The sequence below is a fragment of the Paenibacillus sp. J31R109 genome (genome assembly GCF_059692055.1).
The window spans coordinates 85,475-101,793 of the sequence record NZ_JCAUAR010000016.1; the positions used below are offsets into that span (position 1 = coordinate 85,475).

Here is a 16,319-nt window from a genome sequence, read left to right on the forward strand (position 1 = left end):
CGGCTGATATTGATTATACATGCTATAGCATGTATAATACGGAGTGAATCAGGCTGAGAAACAAAGGAGAGAATGATGGAGCTATTCGAAATTACAGGATTTCAGGTTAATCGTACGAATGTCAAAATGAACAATTATTTTACCAAACAACTAAAGCAATTTGAAATTACTCCTGAACAATGGGGGATTCTTAGTGTCCTCGACAGTGATAAAGCTACAACTCAAAAAGATTTAGCGGAAACGATCGATCGGGATCAGACGACGATTGTTCGAATGATTCATTCATTAGAAAAAAAAGAAATCGTAAAACGCGTTGTCAATGATACGGATAAACGATCGCATAACTTATACTTAACCGCTAAAGGAGTTCAGCTTAAATCCAAGGTTCTTCCTGTGGTGCTCGAAGCCCATAATCATGTGACTAGATATCTGAGCATGTCTGAAATCAGTGAATTGAAAGTTATTCTTGAAAAACTATACGCGAGTGTAAAAGATGAGTAATCTGAAGGGAGGTGAGTAGGTAGAAAGAGGTAAATTCGCTACAGATCAAATACATGCTATAGCATGTATTTGAGAATACAAAAAGATTGGAGTGAAAACGATGATTATTTTGATTTTACAAGTGATAGTGGGCGTGTTTTTTATGTTTACAGGGGTCAGAATTATAAGTGGTAAAATGGCAAATGAATTCAAACGCTTGGGAATGCCACCTGTTTTTAATTTTTTGACGGGACTTATTGAGATTGTCTGCTCGATTGGTATGATTGTGGGAATCTGGGTATCTATGGTCGCAACCCTTACAGGAATTCTTTTAGGAGGAACAATGCTGGTAGCGGCAGGTATGTTGCTATTTGTGGCAAAAGATCCGTTCTCGAAGGCAATTCCAGCCATAATTCTCTGCTTATTGTCCGCGGTTATCGCGATAAGCCACTTATTTGGGGCGGCTGCCTTGTAGCTGAGAATTGTTCTAGTCGTATTTTTTTTGGACTTACTCAACATTGTTTGTTTGATCTTACTTTTAAGGATGTCAGCAAAACTGTTTCTCTAGACCCACACAACTTTCGTCTAGTATGATAGTCATCGACATAGATAGAGAGTGGTGTAAGCATGGAAAACATGTATGATGACATCAAGCAAGGCGAAAAAGGTGCTTGGTTAAGTATAATCACGTACATTATTCTTTCCGCTTTGAAGTTAACCATCGGGTATTTCTCCAATTCCGAAGCGTTATCAGCGGATGGTTTAAATAATGCCACAGATATTATTGCGTCTATTGCTGTTTTAGTCGGGCTAAGAATATCGCGAAAACCACCGGACAAAGATCACCGGTACGGTCATTATCGAGCGGAAACCGTAGCGGCGTTAATTGCCTCTTTTATTATGTTCGCAGTAGGTATTCAAGTACTCTATCAAGCATTTACGAAGTTTTGGGTGGAGCGCATAGAGACCCCTGATATGGTTGCGGCATGGACGGCTGTTTTTTGTGCCGTTATTATGTACTTGGTCTATCAGTATAATGTTCGTTTGGCTAGGAAAATAAACAGTCATGCGATGATGGCGGCTGCACAGGATAATCGTTCGGATGCGTTTGTGAGTATCGGTGCTTTTGTCGGTATCGTTGGTTCTCAATTTGGATTGCCATGGCTGGATCCTATAACGGCACTTATTGTTGGTTTTATTATTTGTAAAACAGCATGGGATATTTTTCGCGATTCTACGCACGCGCTAACGGATGGCTTTGACGATGCGGAGCTTCAAACCATTAAAAAGACGATTCGCGAGATACCTGGCGTTGAAAAAGTAATTGATGTTAAAGCCCGCATTCATGGAAACAATAAGCTGGTTGATGTGACCATCGGTGTAGATCATGAGCTTAACGTAAGCGAAAGTCACGACATTACGGAGCATATTGAGAATAGAATGAATGAACTTCATAACATATCCCATGTCCATATTCACATTGAACCTATCGAAGTATCCAGTAGTCCCAAAAATGACAAAGCAGAGGCTCGCACTTAGTGCGGCCTCTTTTGCTATGCGTTAGTAGGGAATTACCAGGGGAACGAGAAGCGGTGGCGTGTACTTTTCCGGTTCAACGCACCGGTGAATACGAGAGCAGTGAAATAGAGGAACAAGGAAAAGACGATGGAAGTGACTACACACCATGCCGGCGGAAATCCTAGGTTGACAACATAAGTATAGGCCCAGTGACCGCAAATCAGCATCAGCATCATACAAATCGCAACCTTGACATAAGGTCGAATACTCCAATAAAATCCGATCGAGCTTGAGATGGAAAAGAAATTTAGCAATGTTTGAACCACAATGCCGATACCAATACCGTACGCTACACCAATAATGCCATATTGGCTGCCGAACACAAAGATGGAGACACCTTTAACTAAGGTGGCAATGATGTAATTCCACAGCGTCGCTTTCGCGCGGCCAAGCCCCAGTAGTATCGCATGAAGTGGGGCATCGAAATAATGCAGGAAGAACATCGGCGCTAGAATTTTGAGCAGCAAGCCTGCTTCCGGTGAGTGATAGACAAGTGTCGTTAGCGGTGTTGCCCACTCGTACAAGATAACGGTCGCGGGTGCGCCGATCAGTAGTCCCAAGGTCAACGCTTGATTCATCCGCTCATGGATGAGCAGACTGTTCTTGTTCGCCGCTGCCTCGCCAATCGCAGGAATGAGTGCGGTGGACAAGGATTGCGTAATAAAGCTTGGCATGAACAGCAGCGGGAACGCATAACCGGCTAGCATACCGAATTGTTTCGTGGCTAACGCCGTGCCGACGCCAGCCAGCGCGAGGCTGGTTGTAATGAGAAGTGGTTGGAAGGTGCTGTACAACGAATGGATGACTCCGTGCCCTGTCGTCGGGAGTCCAATTTGTAGCAGCTCGCCAAGTGTCCCCTTTCCTTTCTTCAGATTGCTTGCCCATGTCTCTCCGGGCCTCTTCGATTCACCATGAAGCTTGTAGCTAGCCATCAGGAAGAGGAGGCTAATCGCTTCGCTGACAACAGAGGCAGCCATTGCGCCAGCAGCCGCATAAGCGACGCCATAAGGCAGCAAGAGGTGAACCAGCGCAAGTACACATGCGATTTGCACGGTATGCTCCAGCACATCGGAAGCGGCAATGGTCTTCATCTGCTGCATGCCGCGGAAATATCCCTTTAATACAGCGGAGACAGCGACGATTGGCGCGATCGGTGTGATCGCGAGCATCGCGTAATATGCGCGTTGATCGCTAAGCAGAATGGATGCGATCCACTCCGATCCAAATAACGATAAGGTCGTGAGCGTTACACTCAAGAAGCCAGTGACCGCGAGAGAGACATGCAGGATGCGTCTCACTTTGGTCCGTTCACCGCGAGCGTTGGCTTCTGCGACCAGCTTTGAAATGGCGACGGGTAATCCAAGCTCCGTAATCGTAATGACGAGCGGGACGAGCGGATGAGCCATCATCAAGATGCCAATCCCCTCTGCGCCCAGTACGCGAGCGATATACATGCCGCTGATAAAACCGAGAATACGGTTGATGAAAGCAGCGACAGACAAGACCAGCGTACCTCTCATGAACGATTGCCCATGTTGTGACATGATTGTTGCCCTCCTGTTTATCGAATACTTAAATGTATTCAATAATTGGAAAAGCATGCGAACAAGCCGATCTTGATGTCATTGGAATCACGTTGTCACCAAGTTGAGGGCTGTTTTACTCAGAGGAGGAATGGTGCGATAGTGCTACTGAGCGTGCGATTTGGGACGTCTCACGCGAGAGTTTCGTCAATGCTGAAGAGAACAACGATGCGGGTAGATTGTGGTGTACACCAGGATTGAGAAGCACGGGAAGAAGGTTCATTATTCCTAATCATTAACGAAAAGAGGCTGTATCAAAGTCTAAATTGACTTTGATACGGCCTCTTTTTCTGGACGGGGTACGAAGCGCCCAGATGCCGCCAAACTTAACGATGTTCCACGAGATCAATCGCTCCAAGAATCACATGAGCAACTCCGAAACCAAGGACACCGACACCAAGAAGCTTGTACTTGCTTTTCAGCATTGAAGCGCCAGATGCAGAAACGACAGTCCCCAGAACAGCCGGAATCAATCCTTCACGCATGAATACCACTCCTTCAGGTTTGTTTGGCAAGACACCCTTTAGTTTGCTTCAAAATAATAGGCTTATTCAGCGAGAGCTTTATGGAGAATGAGATTGTTGCTGGATTTTCCCCGCCATACACGCTGAATTCCCAGTGAAAATGCGGATATTTTCAAATATGGTATTTAATTTAACAAAGTACCTTGACAGTCATAGTAGTATACCGTATTATGTGGATATGGAGGTGACGATATGAGCGAGAACAAAATCACATCCGACCTGCTTCGCGGACATACGGATACAATGATTCTACGGCTTTTGTCTGAAGCGGATCGCTACGGATACGAGATAGTTAAGCTGATTGCCGAGCGCTCGGGCGGCGAGTATGAATTAAAGGAAGCTACGATGTACTCCAGTGTTCGGCGGCTTGAGACAGACGGCGATATCGAGTGGTACTGGGGCGATGAGACGCAGGGAGGAAGACGCAAGTATTTTAGGATAACTGAAAAGGGCAGAAATGCTTACGTTCGCAACAAGAACAATTGGGAATATTCGAAACGTGTACTAGAAAACTTATTATAAGGAGATGGGATTATGAATAAGAAGTTAACGAATTATTTAAACGGTGTTTTCACACCGTACGATGGGGTAAAAAGTGTTACGGAATTAAAGACCGACCTGCACTCAGATTTGCAGGAGCGATATCGTGAACTCAAAGCCGAGGGCAAAGACGATGATACTGCGTTTGCCATGACCATTGAGAGCATCGGTGACATCGAACAAACGATCCTTGAAGTCGCGAACCTTTCTCGCTCACTGGAACGGCAACTAGTGACAAACTTTAGCGCAAGCGACCTTGCAATGGGCGACTTTGCAGGAGTTAGGGCTCATAAAGGTCAATTTAATGCGAGCGCGCTGCGCGGTGCCGACTTTAAAGGTGCTGACTTGACCGGCAGTTCGTTTAAATCCAGTGATTTACGTGATGCCAATTTTGACGGCTCGAATCTGACGGACTGTGTCCTAACGGCAACTGACCTTACGAATGTTAGCTTCAATGAGTCAATCCTTGTGCGCACGAATTTCAGCGTTTCCGGAATGGAAGGAGCCAAATTCACAGGTGTGAAATTAACCGACGTCACAATCAGCAAGATGGATCTTAAAAAAACAACCTTTGAAGATTGTATCTTTGACGGCGTGGACTTTGAATATTCCGACCTGAGTGGGCAATGTTTTGACGGGCAAACCTTTATCGGCGTTAAGTTTGATAAATCGGCAGTAAACGACGTTTCTTTTAAAGGCGCAATCCTTAAGAATGTATCTTTTCAAGCGTTCTTCTCGTTGACCAATAAGTATTATCGTGCATTCAAAACCATTTGCTTTGACGGTGCGGTCATGGATAAGTTGACTTATGCATCGCTTAAAGGCATGGGGGCAGATTTGTCTAAAGTTACTATTCGATAAGGAGGGGAAATTTATGCGAAACACTTCAATTAAAGTGACAGGGTTGCACAAATCCTATAAGCAGCTTCAAGTTTTAAAGGGTGTTGATTTCGAGGTTGAAACAGGCAGTATTTTCGCCCTCCTTGGCTCCAACGGGGCTGGTAAGACGACGGTCGTGAGAATTCTCAGCACACTGCTGAAACAAGACAGCGGAACCGCCTCCATCAACGGATTCGACGTTGCGACCAAACCAGAGCATGTGCGCCAGTCGATCTCCTTGACGGGACAGTTTGCCGCGGTGGATGAAATTTTGACCGGACGGGAAAATCTCGTCTTGATTGCTAAGCTTCGCTATCTGAAAAATCCGCATCAGGTCGCAGACGATTTGCTTAAAAGCTTCGGTCTAACAGACGCTGCAGACCGCAGAGTCTCTACGTACTCAGGCGGTATGCGTCGCAGGCTTGACATCGCCTTGAGTCTCGTGGGAAAACCGAAAATTATCTTCCTTGACGAGCCGACCACGGGCCTTGATCCCGAGGCACGTATCGAAGTTTGGAAGATCGTTAAGGAACTTGCTAACGGAGGGACTACAGTACTTCTGACCACGCAGTATCTGGAGGAAGCCGAGCAGCTTGCTGATCGAATTGCCATTTTGCATGAGGGTAAAATTATCGCCAATGGCACACTGTCAGATCTGAAAAAGATGTTCCCATCTACGAAGGTGGAGTATGTTGAAAAACAGCCAACATTGGAAGAAATATTCCTCGCAATCGTAGGCAAAAAGGAGGCCATATAAATGGAAACGACAAAAAACCACTTTTTCAGTGACCTGAGCGTTATGCTAGGACGGTCGATGCGCCATATTTTCCGCAGTGTTGACACCATTATCACTGTTACCATCATGCCGATCGCGATGATGCTGCTATTCGTCTATGTGTTAGGCGGTGCCATCCAAACGGGAACGGATAATTATGTGAATTACTTGCTGCCAGGTATCCTCATAATCGCTATTGCTAGCGGCATATCTTACACAGCTTTTCGCTTGTTTACAGATGTACAAAAGGGTATATTCGAACGTTTTCACTCTATGCCGATTTCACGTTCCACACTGCTTTGGGGGCATGTGATGACCTCACTGGTATCCAACGCAATGTCGGTTGTCATCATCATTCTTGTTGCCTTACTTATGGGTTTTCGTTCGACCGTAGGGATACTGCCATGGCTTGCAGTTGCTGGTATTCTAGCGTTGTTTACGCTAGCATTAACGTGGGTAGCGGTCATTCCGGGACTGACGGCCAAAACAATCGATGGAGCAAGTGCCTTCTCCTATCCGCTTATCTTCCTGCCATTTATCTCCTCAGCTTTTGTGCCAACAGAATCAATGCCGCGTGTTGTTCGCGCTTTTGCAGAAAACCAGCCAGTGACTTCGATCGTGAATGCGATTCGTGCGCTGCTGTCGGGTCAGCCAGTGGGCAATGGTATATGGATTGCGCTTGCATGGTGCGTTGGAATCATGATTGTGGCTTATTTCTTCGCTATGAGGGTTTATAAAAATCGGGTGTGAACCGCGATTAACGTTATCCGAATTTAACATCTGTGAGGACTGTAGCTAAAGTATGCAAATAAATAAGTATGACTACTCATACCGATGCCAAAGCCGATGTAAGTCGGAAGGGGTTTCGGTATATTTATCTTATTTTTGAATCACAACACAACAACATTTTAACACATAGCACGGCAAAGACATTTGGATAGAAAGGGGATACAATGGAATCACACTAACAGAGGAGTGGACAAATATGGAGAAAGCCCAAATTCAGTTTGAACGAATATCACCTGAAAAGGCTGGGATTGCATCAGATGCCGTATTGGCCTTTGTGGAAAAGGTGGAGGAATTAGGAATCCCTCTGCATAGTTTCATGCTTCTTCGGAGCGGACGACTTGTTGCTGATGGTTATTATAGTCCCTTCCAAGCAGATCACTTACACCCTATTTTTTCGGTAAGCAAAAGTGTAACCTCCGCCGCTATAGGCATTGCTATAGGCGAGGGGCTTTTGAAACTGACTGACCGAGTTGTGGATTTCTTTCCGGAAAAACTTGAAGATGAGGTTCATCCCTACACAGCGATGATGACTATAGAACACTTGCTGCTTATGGCTACGGTACACCCCAAATCTACACACAAGCAGCAAGCAGAGGACTGGGTCCAAGTCTTTCTAAATACGCCTCCTTCCAAAATGCCGGGTACAAGCTTTGCTTATGACACGACGGGGACTCATACGTTAGCTGCAATTGTGCACAAGGTAACAGGAACTTCCGTCCTGGCCTATCTTCGCCCCCGGTTGTTTGATCCGCTCGGAATGGTGGAACTATGGTGGGAAAACTGCCCATCTGGGATTAACAAAGGCGGCAGCGGCCTGCACTGCACAACGGATGCATTAGCACGGTTTGGCCAGCTTTACCTTCAGGATGGGGTGTGGAATAATGTCCGCATACTTCCTGAAGGGTGGGTAGAACGCAGTACAGGCAATCGAATCGGCACCTACGGCACTCGTTTCATGCTGGACGGTAAGCTGGGCTATGGCTATAAATTCTGGCGGATCCGTAACAACGGCTATTGTGCGTTTGGTATGGGCGGTCAACTTGTCATCGTGCTGCCAGATCAAGAGGTCGTGCTTGTTACTACTGCTAATACACTCGAGTACAAGGATGGGCAAGCGCTTATTTTTGAATGCTTTTGGTCTACTATTTATGCCTCGCTCATAGAGAACGATGGTGCAAGTCTTGCACTCAATTTGCCAGCGGAAAATGCACTGCAACAGCGTCTTACTACATTGAAATTATTCATGCCGGAAGGGAAAGTGAGTTCACCGCTTCTCGGGAATATATCGGGAAGGCGATGGATTCTGGAGCCTAATCAGTACGATTATGAAGCATGTGAGTTCGAGTTGGAGGGAGAGGAGCCGGGACTTTACTTCTACAAAGAGGGCAAACGTGTAGATTTGCGGTTCGGCTTAGGAGATTGGACGCCAGGAGTGGACCCTATCATGCATACAGATTCGACCTCTTATGGTGCTGCAGTATGGACGGATGAACGAACATTGGTTGTGACTGTTCACATTGTCCATCCACTTCAAATGTTTACTTTTACTTGCCGGTTCCTCGAACAAGACAGCTTAAGCGTTCAGATTGTTCCCGCTGGCGTTCACATGAACGAACATGATGGGCATCTTAACGGGTACTTGAGGTAGCGGCTAAGTGAATAAATACATATGAAAAAAATTAACCCACCTTGTGAGATAAGGTGGGTTATTCGTTCACTCGTCTGAACAGTGAAAATATATAACTAGACTTAGGGTATTGTGTAGATTCGTACGTCTATTTGATTCGTCCATGCATTCCTATCTCGCAATCATATAATGAAGAGATGCTAGAAATACGATGAGCTGAAGCATTATTAACTAGGGGGTGCAAATTATGAGTAATGGCGCAACAGGACCGACAGGTACCACAGGAGCAACGGGTGCAACTGGAGCAACAGGTACGACAGGAGCAAAAGGATCTACTGGGGCCATTGGGGCAACAGGACCGACTGGTACCACAGGAGCAACAGGTGCAACCGGAGCAACAGGTACGACAGGAGCAAAAGGATCCACTGGGGCCATTGGGGCAACAGGACCTACTGGTACGACAGGAGCAACGGGTGCAACTGGAGCAACAGGTACGACAGGAGCAAAAGGATCCACTGGGGCCATTGGGGCAACAGGGCCTACTGGTACGACAGGAGCAACGGGTGCAACTGGAGCAACTGGAGCAACAGGAACAGCAGGATTGGTAGGCGCAACTGGCGCGACTGGCGCTACGGGGGTAACGGGCAGTGCAGGAGCAACAGGACCAACAGGTGAAACAGGTACGGCAGGATTGGCAGGCGCGACTGGCGCTACGGGGGTAACGGGCAGTACAGGAGCAACAGGACCGACAGGTGAAATGGGTACAGCAGGATTGCCAGGTGCTACTGGCGCTACGGGTGGAACTGGTAGTACAGGAGCAACAGGACCGACAGGTGAAATGGGTACAGCAGGATTGCCAGGTGCTACTGGCGCTACGGGTGGAACTGGTAGTACAGGAGCAACAGGACCGACAGGTGGAACGGGAACAACGGGATTGGCAGGAGCAACAGGTGCTACAGGGGTAACGGGCAGTACAGGAGCAACAGGATCGACAGGTGCAACAGGAACAGCGGGATTAGCAGGCGCAACGGGTGCTACAGGGGTAACGGGCAGTACAGGAGCAACAGGATCGACAGGTGCAACAGGAGCTTCAGCGAATAGCACTCCTACTTCTATTAACCGTATTTACGTATCAAACGCAAACAGCAACACGGTCTCCGTAATCAATGGTTTTACAAATAGCGTTATTACAAGTATTCCAGTTGGAACTCAGCCGGCTGGTGTCGCTGTGAATTCTATCACGAACCGAATTTACGTAGCGAACACGATCAGTTCCACTGTGTCGGTAATAGATGGAGTTACCAATACGGTCATAGCTACGATTAATGTCGGAACATTGCCTATTTATCTCGCGGTAAATACGAATACGAACCGTATCTATGTAGTAGCAGCAGGGGCCAACGTTGTATATGTGATTAACGGAAATACAAATTTGGTTGTAAATTTGATCGCAGTAGGAGATAATCCAATCGGAATCGCTATTAATCCTATTACAAATCATATTTACGTGGCGAATCAAAATGGTAACACGCTTACCATTATTGATAGTGTTACGGAAACTGTGATAAGTACAACATCAGGATTTTTTACGCCTAGAGGTGTTGCAGTCAATCGTAATACGAATGCGATATACGTGGCAAACTCTGCTAACGGCACTGTATCTGTAGTAAATGGAATTAACTTTTCTATTGTAGCTGTTCCTGTAGTAGGAACGATTCCAGAAACTGTGGACACTAATCCTAATACGAATGCTATTTATGTCACGAACAGGGGAGGAAACAATATTACAGTTATAGAGGGGGTTACTGTAGTAACTTCTACTACAGTAGCGAACTTTCCAGCTGGTGTTGCTGTCAATCCTTTAACAAATGCAATTTACGTGGCAAACGGTGGCAACAACACCGTCTCAGTTATTAATGGAATTACTAATACGCTTCTACTTAATATCGGGGTTGGATTATCCCCATTTGGTGTCGCAGTGAATCCCTAAAGATTAACAACATGAATCATCAGATATTCTATCGTCAAGACGATCTTTCAGAATAGAAAGGGAGCTGTTTACCATAGTCGGTAACAGCTCTCTTTTGCATTGTTTCTGAACCTCATCGATTTTTACACAATTTAGCAACATCCCTGTATAAACAAAGGTTTTAAAAATTGGTATGATGGGAAATAACGAAAGCGATTTCAAAGCGAAAGGTGGGAGTTTGATGTCAGAAAAACCGATAAGCGTGCTAATCGTTGATGATGAGCTGCCGTTACGACAGGAACTTCGCTCCCTGCCGTGGTCGACCTTGGGGGCGCGGCTCGTAGGGGAAGCAGAGAACGGAGCAGAGGCAGTGGCGCTCTGCGAGGAGCTGCAGCCTGATCTGGTCATCACAGACATTACGATGCCCATTATGAATGGGATGGAGTTGTTCCGCACTTTGCGGAACAAATGGCCGCAGACCCAGGTTGTGCTTCTCACCTGCCATAGCGATTTTCATTATGCGCAGGAGGCAGTGAAGCTCGGCGCTTTAGACTACTTCACGAAGCTGTCGTTCGATGAAGAAGATATGCAGGCTTTGATTGATAAAACCCGAGCAGCCATGAGTCGGCAATTGGATCTTCGCCACTACGGTCAAGATCAACAACGAAGACAACTGGCGAAGCTCGTTAATACGCTTACGAAAGAAGGCAGCGTCTCAGCCTTAGAGCTGCAGACGATTTGGGAGGCTTGGCAAACGGAGGCGCCGCTCTACTTGAACCGTCTAGCCATCGATGTGCAAGAAACCAACCGCTTCCACCTCATGACCGAGCTAGAGCAAATATTAAAGCAGTGGGAGCACGCGCCGAACCACTACCACACAAGCGCGTTCCAATGGTGCCTGATCGGCGACCGCGAGGTGCTGCTCGTGTTTCGCCAAGCCGCAAGCGAAGCGGACGCGATGCTCCGCATGGATCAGCTGCTAGCCGAGCTGCATGCTGCGCTAGAAGGGGCGCTGCCGTACATGAGCGGCGCCTTTCAGCTCCTGGCTGTCACCGGCGAAGCCGTCCGACAGCCCCAAGATCTGCTCTCTTCGCTGCGCTCGATCGCGGTGACGCCGGCGCTGCTGTTTTACGGCCGGCCGCTGACGACAACCGCTGCGCGCGACGCCGCGCAGGGTGAGACCGAGCCGGACGCGCACCAAGATGCGCCGCTGATCCGGCAGCGCTGGCTGCAAGCAGCGAAGGACAAAACGGAGCTGCAGCGTTTTTATCAGGAAGACTTCGGCCCGTGGGCGCTTCAGAATCGCTTCAACCCGGCCAAGCTGATCGCTTACTGCATCCGCGTGCGCGAGGAAGCGATAGCGGCACATTCACATCTGCGGCACAGCGAGCAGGAAGCTATGACCGCGCAGCTCCTAGCCGCCGGGACACTGACGGAACTCATTAGCCTCTGCACAAGAGAGCTCGCGTACGGGGAAGGCGATACACGGAAAGTACGTAAAGAAGTCCAGCTCGCCCGCAAGATCATCATGGAAAAACTCGGCGAACCTATAACGCTGACTTCCGTCTCGGAAGAGGTTGGGCTCAGCTCCTACTATTTGAGCCGGCTATTTAAAGAAGTAACAGGGGAATCCTTTAACGACTATGTCACCCGGCTGCGCATGGAAAAAGCCGTCCAGCTGCTGCAGACGACGCAGATGAAGGTATATGAAGTCGCCGAGCAGGTAGGTATCCCGAGCTATCGTTACTTTTCCCAGTTGTTCCGCAACTGGACCGGTGTAGCGCCGACAGAATACAAAAAGGGATGATGACCGCATGAAAGCAATTCTATCGTGGTTCAGCAGTTGGACGATGCTGGCGAAGCACTTTCTATTCTTATCCATCGCAACGGTCGCCTTGTTAGGTGGTTTGGCTTGGAGCAACCTGCGGGAAGCTGAACATTTGTTTCGCATGCAGGTTGTGACGGATGCGCAGGTCATTATTGACCGGACGAATCTCTATATGAATGCCTATCTGGACAACGTGCAGAACATTCTCCTCCTAATCTCGACGCGGGATGACTTGTTTGACGACGGCAAAGAGAAGGAGGCCTCAGAGGTGCTCCGCAACTATGCCAACAAGAACAGCACGCTGTATAAAAACCTGTACTTAGTGCGGGAAGACGGCAACGTCATTACGAATTCGCAGACGACGTTTGATATCATCGGCAATCCCTACATGCAGTCACTGCTTACCAAAGCCAAACAGACCTACGGTATGTTTATTACAGAGCCTTATCAATCCCCAATGTCAGGCAAAACGGTTGCGTTCGTTCTGCCGATTCAAGCGGCGCAGTCGAAGGCTTTTCGAGGGATTGCCGTTGTCGAAATTGACCTTGTACAGCTGACGAATATGCTTGCACAATTTATGAATACGAAGAATCAAACGTTTGCCATCATCACCAATAAAAACAATGTGGTTCACTCCTTCGATACGACGCTTCCGCTCAGCTCTTACCGGCTGCTGCCCTATAACACGTCGGTGTTTCCACCGGAGCTTGGCGCAGATTTCGTGACGCAGATCGCGGATTTGCCGGTAGGTGCCTCTGAACTACAGGGTCCGCAAGGAGGACTGGTGGCGGTCAAGTCAGGCATGAACAAGCTGGGATGGTATTTTATTGCTTTTTATGAAAACAGTTATTTCTACCACAACATTCAAAGCCTATACCGCAACTTCAGTACGGCCGGTCTGTTCTGGATTGTTATTATTTTGCTCAGTACCTACATGATTTCGAGATACATTACGCTGCCGGTGCGCACCTTAGTGGCCAAAATGGACCGGGTACGTGACGTCGACGTTCAGCATACCATCCATGTGGCGGGCAACGATGAAATTGGCCGCTTGACGCGAAGCTACAATGCCATGATGGAGCGGATCCATTACCTGCTGCTGGAGACGAGGGAGGCAGAACGGCGGAAAAAACAATTCGAGCTGAAAATGCTTCAGAGCCAGATTGCTCCCCATTTTTTATACAATACACTTGCCTGTATTTCGAGCTTAGCCAAACAGCATAAAATTCATGAAGTGCGAGAGACAATTAAGGCTTTGGTCGGTCTGCTGTCCTTGAGCTTTGATAAAAGCTCCGAATTTGTTACTTTGGAGGACGAGTTGGAGGGGCTGCGCATGTATGCGTATATTCAGAAGATTCGATACGGGGACAAATTTACAATGTCAATCGACGCGGCGCCGGAAACACGTAAACTGCGGATCTTGAAGCTGACGCTGCAGCCACTGGTGGAGAATGCGATTTTTCACGGCTTGGTGCCGCTCAAACGGACGGGGAGTATTTGGATTCGGGCAAAATGCGTAAGGGAAAAACTCATCATTACGATTCGGGATGATGGACTAGGCATGAGCGCCGACCAGCTCCAGAGCTTATTCGCTGGGCGAACGAAAGCTCCGAGTAAACATAGATTTACCGGCATCGGCGTCATGAACGTGCATGAGCGGATTGGGCTTAATTTTGGACCGACTTATGGGCTCTCTATATTCAGTGTACCGGAGGTCGGAACCCTCATCCGAATGGAGCTTCCGGCAGATCTATATACAGAAAATCAATAATAAAGCGTTTGCAAGAATTCGTACATTTTCGCAGGATCACTGTATATTTTCCGAAGAAAGCGCTTGCTATACTGAGATCAACACTTAGGAGCAAGCGATTTAACGGAAAGAAGGTGGCCTCATGGACCAACAGATGGTTGCACATCGAGAGACGAAGGCCGGAAGCAAGATAAGAGAAACGAGGGCAAAATTGTCAGCGAAGCAGATATGGGCGTTCCGAGCTTTTTACCTTATGCTGCTGCCGGGCATTGTTTATTTCATTATCTTCCGCTACGTCCCAATGTACGGCATTATTATCGCATTCAAGGATTATCAGATGCTGGATGGTATCTGGAAGAGCGGCTGGGCCGATCCTTGGTACAAGCATTTTGAAATCTTTTTCAATTCCCCGTACTTCGGGCAATTAATGGGCAACACGATGATTATCAGCGTCTATAAGCTGGTTTTCGGCACGATACCGCCGATCATTATGGCACTGTTGCTCAATGAATGCCGGCTGAGGTGGTTTAAGACAACCGTACAGACCTTGACCTACATGCCGCATTTCTTGTCTTGGGTCATCATCTACGGGGTGCTCATCGCGCTGTTCTCGCAAAGCTCGGGTCTCGTCAACAACTGGATCGAAGGCGCTGGGGGTAAGGCGATCGGCTTCATGACCTCGACAGATTACTTCCGGGCGATTCTGGTTGGTTCGGAAATTTGGAAAGATCTCGGCTGGGGCGCTATTATCTACTTAGCTGCGATGGCTGCGATTGATCCAACCTTGTATGAAGCCGCAAGAGTCGATGGTGCGAGTCGTCTACGGATGGTATGGCACATTACTTTGCCGGGCATTCGCAATGTGATCGTGCTGCTCCTGATTCTGAAGCTGGGACATATTATGGATGCAGGCTTTGATCAAATCTACATTTTATACAACATTCAAGTTTACGCCGTTGCTGATATTCTGGATACTTGGGTGTTCCGGACAGGTCTTCAGCAGTTGAATTTTTCGCTTGGCGCTGCCGTCGGTTTGTTCAAATCATTGATTGGTTTGGTTCTGGTTGTAGGCTCCAATCAGTTGTCCAAGAAGTGGGGTGAGGGCATATGGTAAGAGGCTGGGAGGATCGAATTGTAAACGCTGTCGTTGTCATTATATTGAGTCTTGCAGGCTTGGCAGCCATTTTCCCGCTCATGTATGTCGTGTCCGTCTCTATCACCCCGTTCTCTGAAGTACTGAAAAACGGCGGTTTTATCCTGATTCCGAAGTCCATCACTTTCTCAGCTTATCATAAGCTTCTGACGGAAACGGCGATTCCTCGGGCGTTCTGGGTAACCATATTCATTACCGTCGTCGGAACTGCGGTCAATCTGGTGCTGACGCTGCTTATGGCGTATCCGCTCAGCCGCCGCAATCTGCCGGGAAGAAGCATGTTCTTGCTCTTGGTTGTGTTCACGATGTTATTTAGCGGCGGTATTATTCCGACGTATCTGATCGTGAAATCGTTAGGTTTGCTTGACTCCGTGTGGTCGATGATTTTACCGAATGCCATTTGGAGCTTTAACGTTCTGATTATGAAAAGCTTTTTCGAAAATCTGCCCGAAGAACTGTTTGAATCGGCAAGAATGGATGGCGCGAAGGAATTCCGCATTCTGTGGCAAATTGTTCTGCCGCTTTCTGTCCCTTCCATGATGACAATTGGACTTTTCTATATGGTTGGCCATTGGAATGAGTTTTTCCAAGCCATTATGTACGTGACGGACCGCAGCTTATTTCCGCTCCAGGTCATCATTCGTGAAATTTTGATGCTGACGCAGCAGCCGCTTGAGAATGCGGAAAATATGCTGCCGACCGAAACCATGCAAATGGCGGCCGTTGTTTCAGCCAGCTTGCCGATTATTCTGGTGTATCCGTTCATCCAAAAGCATTTTGCCAAAGGCATGCTGATGGGCGCTGTCAAAGGTTGATCCCGTTCCCTAGATGCTCGGGACTGCAG

General features: G+C 47.6%; 15 protein-coding genes. 13 read left to right on the forward strand and 2 right to left on the reverse strand.

All coding sequences use genetic code 11. The features are described from left to right. Positions 1-75 precede the first annotated feature (75 nt). From AC58QT_RS28505 to AC58QT_RS28515, 3 genes are all read left to right on the forward strand, one after another. Positions 76-501, forward strand: coding sequence for a MarR family winged helix-turn-helix transcriptional regulator (locus AC58QT_RS28505; RefSeq protein ID WP_497411936.1), 426 nt, complete (start codon positions 76-78; stop codon positions 499-501). 100 nt (positions 502-601) lie between these two features. After that, complete coding sequence (locus AC58QT_RS28510; RefSeq protein ID WP_497411937.1) at positions 602-955, forward strand: DoxX family protein; 354 nt, start codon at positions 602-604, stop codon at positions 953-955. 152 nt (positions 956-1,107) lie between these two features. Continuing rightward, positions 1,108-2,019 (forward strand): cation diffusion facilitator family transporter, encoded by a 912-nt coding sequence (locus tag AC58QT_RS28515; protein ID WP_497411938.1) that lies wholly within the window; start codon positions 1,108-1,110, stop codon positions 2,017-2,019. A gap of 32 nt (positions 2,020-2,051) precedes the next feature. Here AC58QT_RS28515 and spoVB read toward each other — a convergent pair whose 3' ends face one another. Beyond that, entirely contained in the window at positions 2,052-3,602 is a 1,551-nt protein-coding gene (spoVB, locus tag AC58QT_RS28520) for a stage V sporulation protein B (RefSeq protein WP_497411939.1), read from the reverse strand. Between the two features lie 365 nt (positions 3,603-3,967). Continuing rightward, positions 3,968-4,126 carry an asparagine synthase gene (locus tag AC58QT_RS28525; RefSeq protein ID WP_310499493.1) on the reverse strand — a complete coding sequence of 53 codons (159 nt, stop codon included), beginning with the start codon at positions 4,124-4,126 and terminating at the stop codon, positions 3,968-3,970. Between the two features lie 231 nt (positions 4,127-4,357). On the opposite strand from AC58QT_RS28525, the gene AC58QT_RS28530 reads away from it, so the two are divergent. The 10 genes from AC58QT_RS28530 (at position 4,358) to AC58QT_RS28575 (ending at position 16,290) form a co-directional block, all read left to right on the forward strand. Next, a complete protein-coding gene (locus AC58QT_RS28530; protein ID WP_310499492.1) occupies positions 4,358-4,687 on the forward strand; it encodes a PadR family transcriptional regulator in 330 nt (109 codons plus the stop codon). 12 nt (positions 4,688-4,699) lie between these two features. Then, positions 4,700-5,566 (forward strand): pentapeptide repeat-containing protein, encoded by an 867-nt coding sequence (locus tag AC58QT_RS28535; RefSeq protein WP_497411940.1) that lies wholly within the window; start codon positions 4,700-4,702, stop codon positions 5,564-5,566. Positions 5,567-5,579: 13 nt separating this feature from the next. Next, positions 5,580-6,341: an ABC transporter ATP-binding protein gene (locus AC58QT_RS28540; protein WP_497411941.1), complete on the forward strand. Its 762-nt coding sequence runs from the start codon at positions 5,580-5,582 to the stop codon at positions 6,339-6,341. Beyond that, a complete protein-coding gene (locus tag AC58QT_RS28545) occupies positions 6,342-7,109 on the forward strand; it encodes an ABC transporter permease (RefSeq protein WP_310499489.1) in 768 nt (255 codons plus the stop codon). It begins immediately after the preceding gene. A 235-nt stretch (positions 7,110-7,344) separates the two neighbouring features. After that, positions 7,345-8,796, forward strand: coding sequence for a serine hydrolase domain-containing protein (locus AC58QT_RS28550; RefSeq protein WP_497411942.1), 1,452 nt, complete (start codon positions 7,345-7,347; stop codon positions 8,794-8,796). A gap of 226 nt (positions 8,797-9,022) precedes the next feature. After that, positions 9,023-10,765, forward strand: a complete 1,743-nt coding sequence (locus AC58QT_RS28555) for a beta-propeller fold lactonase family protein (RefSeq protein ID WP_497411943.1) — start codon at positions 9,023-9,025, stop codon at positions 10,763-10,765. Positions 10,766-10,985: 220 nt separating this feature from the next. Continuing rightward, entirely contained in the window at positions 10,986-12,551 is a 1,566-nt protein-coding gene (locus tag AC58QT_RS28560; RefSeq protein ID WP_497411944.1) for a response regulator transcription factor, read from the forward strand. A gap of 7 nt (positions 12,552-12,558) precedes the next feature. Then, positions 12,559-14,343: a cache domain-containing sensor histidine kinase gene (locus AC58QT_RS28565; RefSeq protein WP_497411945.1), complete on the forward strand. Its 1,785-nt coding sequence runs from the start codon at positions 12,559-12,561 to the stop codon at positions 14,341-14,343. A 232-nt stretch (positions 14,344-14,575) separates the two neighbouring features. Next, positions 14,576-15,436 (forward strand): ABC transporter permease, encoded by an 861-nt coding sequence (locus AC58QT_RS28570; RefSeq protein WP_497411998.1) that lies wholly within the window; start codon positions 14,576-14,578, stop codon positions 15,434-15,436. Further along, complete coding sequence (locus tag AC58QT_RS28575) at positions 15,430-16,290, forward strand: carbohydrate ABC transporter permease (RefSeq protein WP_310499483.1); 861 nt, start codon at positions 15,430-15,432, stop codon at positions 16,288-16,290. The genes AC58QT_RS28570 and AC58QT_RS28575 overlap by 7 nt, the downstream gene beginning before the upstream one ends. The last annotated feature ends 29 nt before the right edge of the window (positions 16,291-16,319 follow it).

Excerpts from the sequence above, each read along its gene's own strand:
- AC58QT_RS28505 (WP_497411936.1), top strand. The coding sequence starts at position 76 with ATGGAGCTATTCGAAATTACAGGATTTCAGGTTAATCGTACGAATGTC.
- AC58QT_RS28510 (WP_497411937.1), top strand. The coding sequence starts at position 602 with ATGATTATTTTGATTTTACAAGTGATAGTGGGCGTGTTTTTTATGTTT.
- AC58QT_RS28515 (WP_497411938.1), top strand. The coding sequence starts at position 1,108 with ATGGAAAACATGTATGATGACATCAAGCAAGGCGAAAAAGGTGCTTGG.
- spoVB (WP_497411939.1), bottom strand. The coding sequence starts at position 3,602 with ATGTCACAACATGGGCAATCGTTCATGAGAGGTACGCTGGTCTTGTCT.
- AC58QT_RS28525 (WP_310499493.1), bottom strand. The coding sequence starts at position 4,126 with ATGCGTGAAGGATTGATTCCGGCTGTTCTGGGGACTGTCGTTTCTGCA.
- AC58QT_RS28530 (WP_310499492.1), top strand. The coding sequence starts at position 4,358 with ATGAGCGAGAACAAAATCACATCCGACCTGCTTCGCGGACATACGGAT.
- AC58QT_RS28535 (WP_497411940.1), top strand. The coding sequence starts at position 4,700 with ATGAATAAGAAGTTAACGAATTATTTAAACGGTGTTTTCACACCGTAC.
- AC58QT_RS28540 (WP_497411941.1), top strand. The coding sequence starts at position 5,580 with ATGCGAAACACTTCAATTAAAGTGACAGGGTTGCACAAATCCTATAAG.
- AC58QT_RS28545 (WP_310499489.1), top strand. The coding sequence starts at position 6,342 with ATGGAAACGACAAAAAACCACTTTTTCAGTGACCTGAGCGTTATGCTA.
- AC58QT_RS28550 (WP_497411942.1), top strand. The coding sequence starts at position 7,345 with ATGGAGAAAGCCCAAATTCAGTTTGAACGAATATCACCTGAAAAGGCT.
- AC58QT_RS28555 (WP_497411943.1), top strand. The coding sequence starts at position 9,023 with ATGAGTAATGGCGCAACAGGACCGACAGGTACCACAGGAGCAACGGGT.
- AC58QT_RS28560 (WP_497411944.1), top strand. The coding sequence starts at position 10,986 with ATGTCAGAAAAACCGATAAGCGTGCTAATCGTTGATGATGAGCTGCCG.
- AC58QT_RS28565 (WP_497411945.1), top strand. The coding sequence starts at position 12,559 with ATGAAAGCAATTCTATCGTGGTTCAGCAGTTGGACGATGCTGGCGAAG.
- AC58QT_RS28570 (WP_497411998.1), top strand. The coding sequence starts at position 14,576 with ATGCTGCTGCCGGGCATTGTTTATTTCATTATCTTCCGCTACGTCCCA.
- AC58QT_RS28575 (WP_310499483.1), top strand. The coding sequence starts at position 15,430 with ATGGTAAGAGGCTGGGAGGATCGAATTGTAAACGCTGTCGTTGTCATT.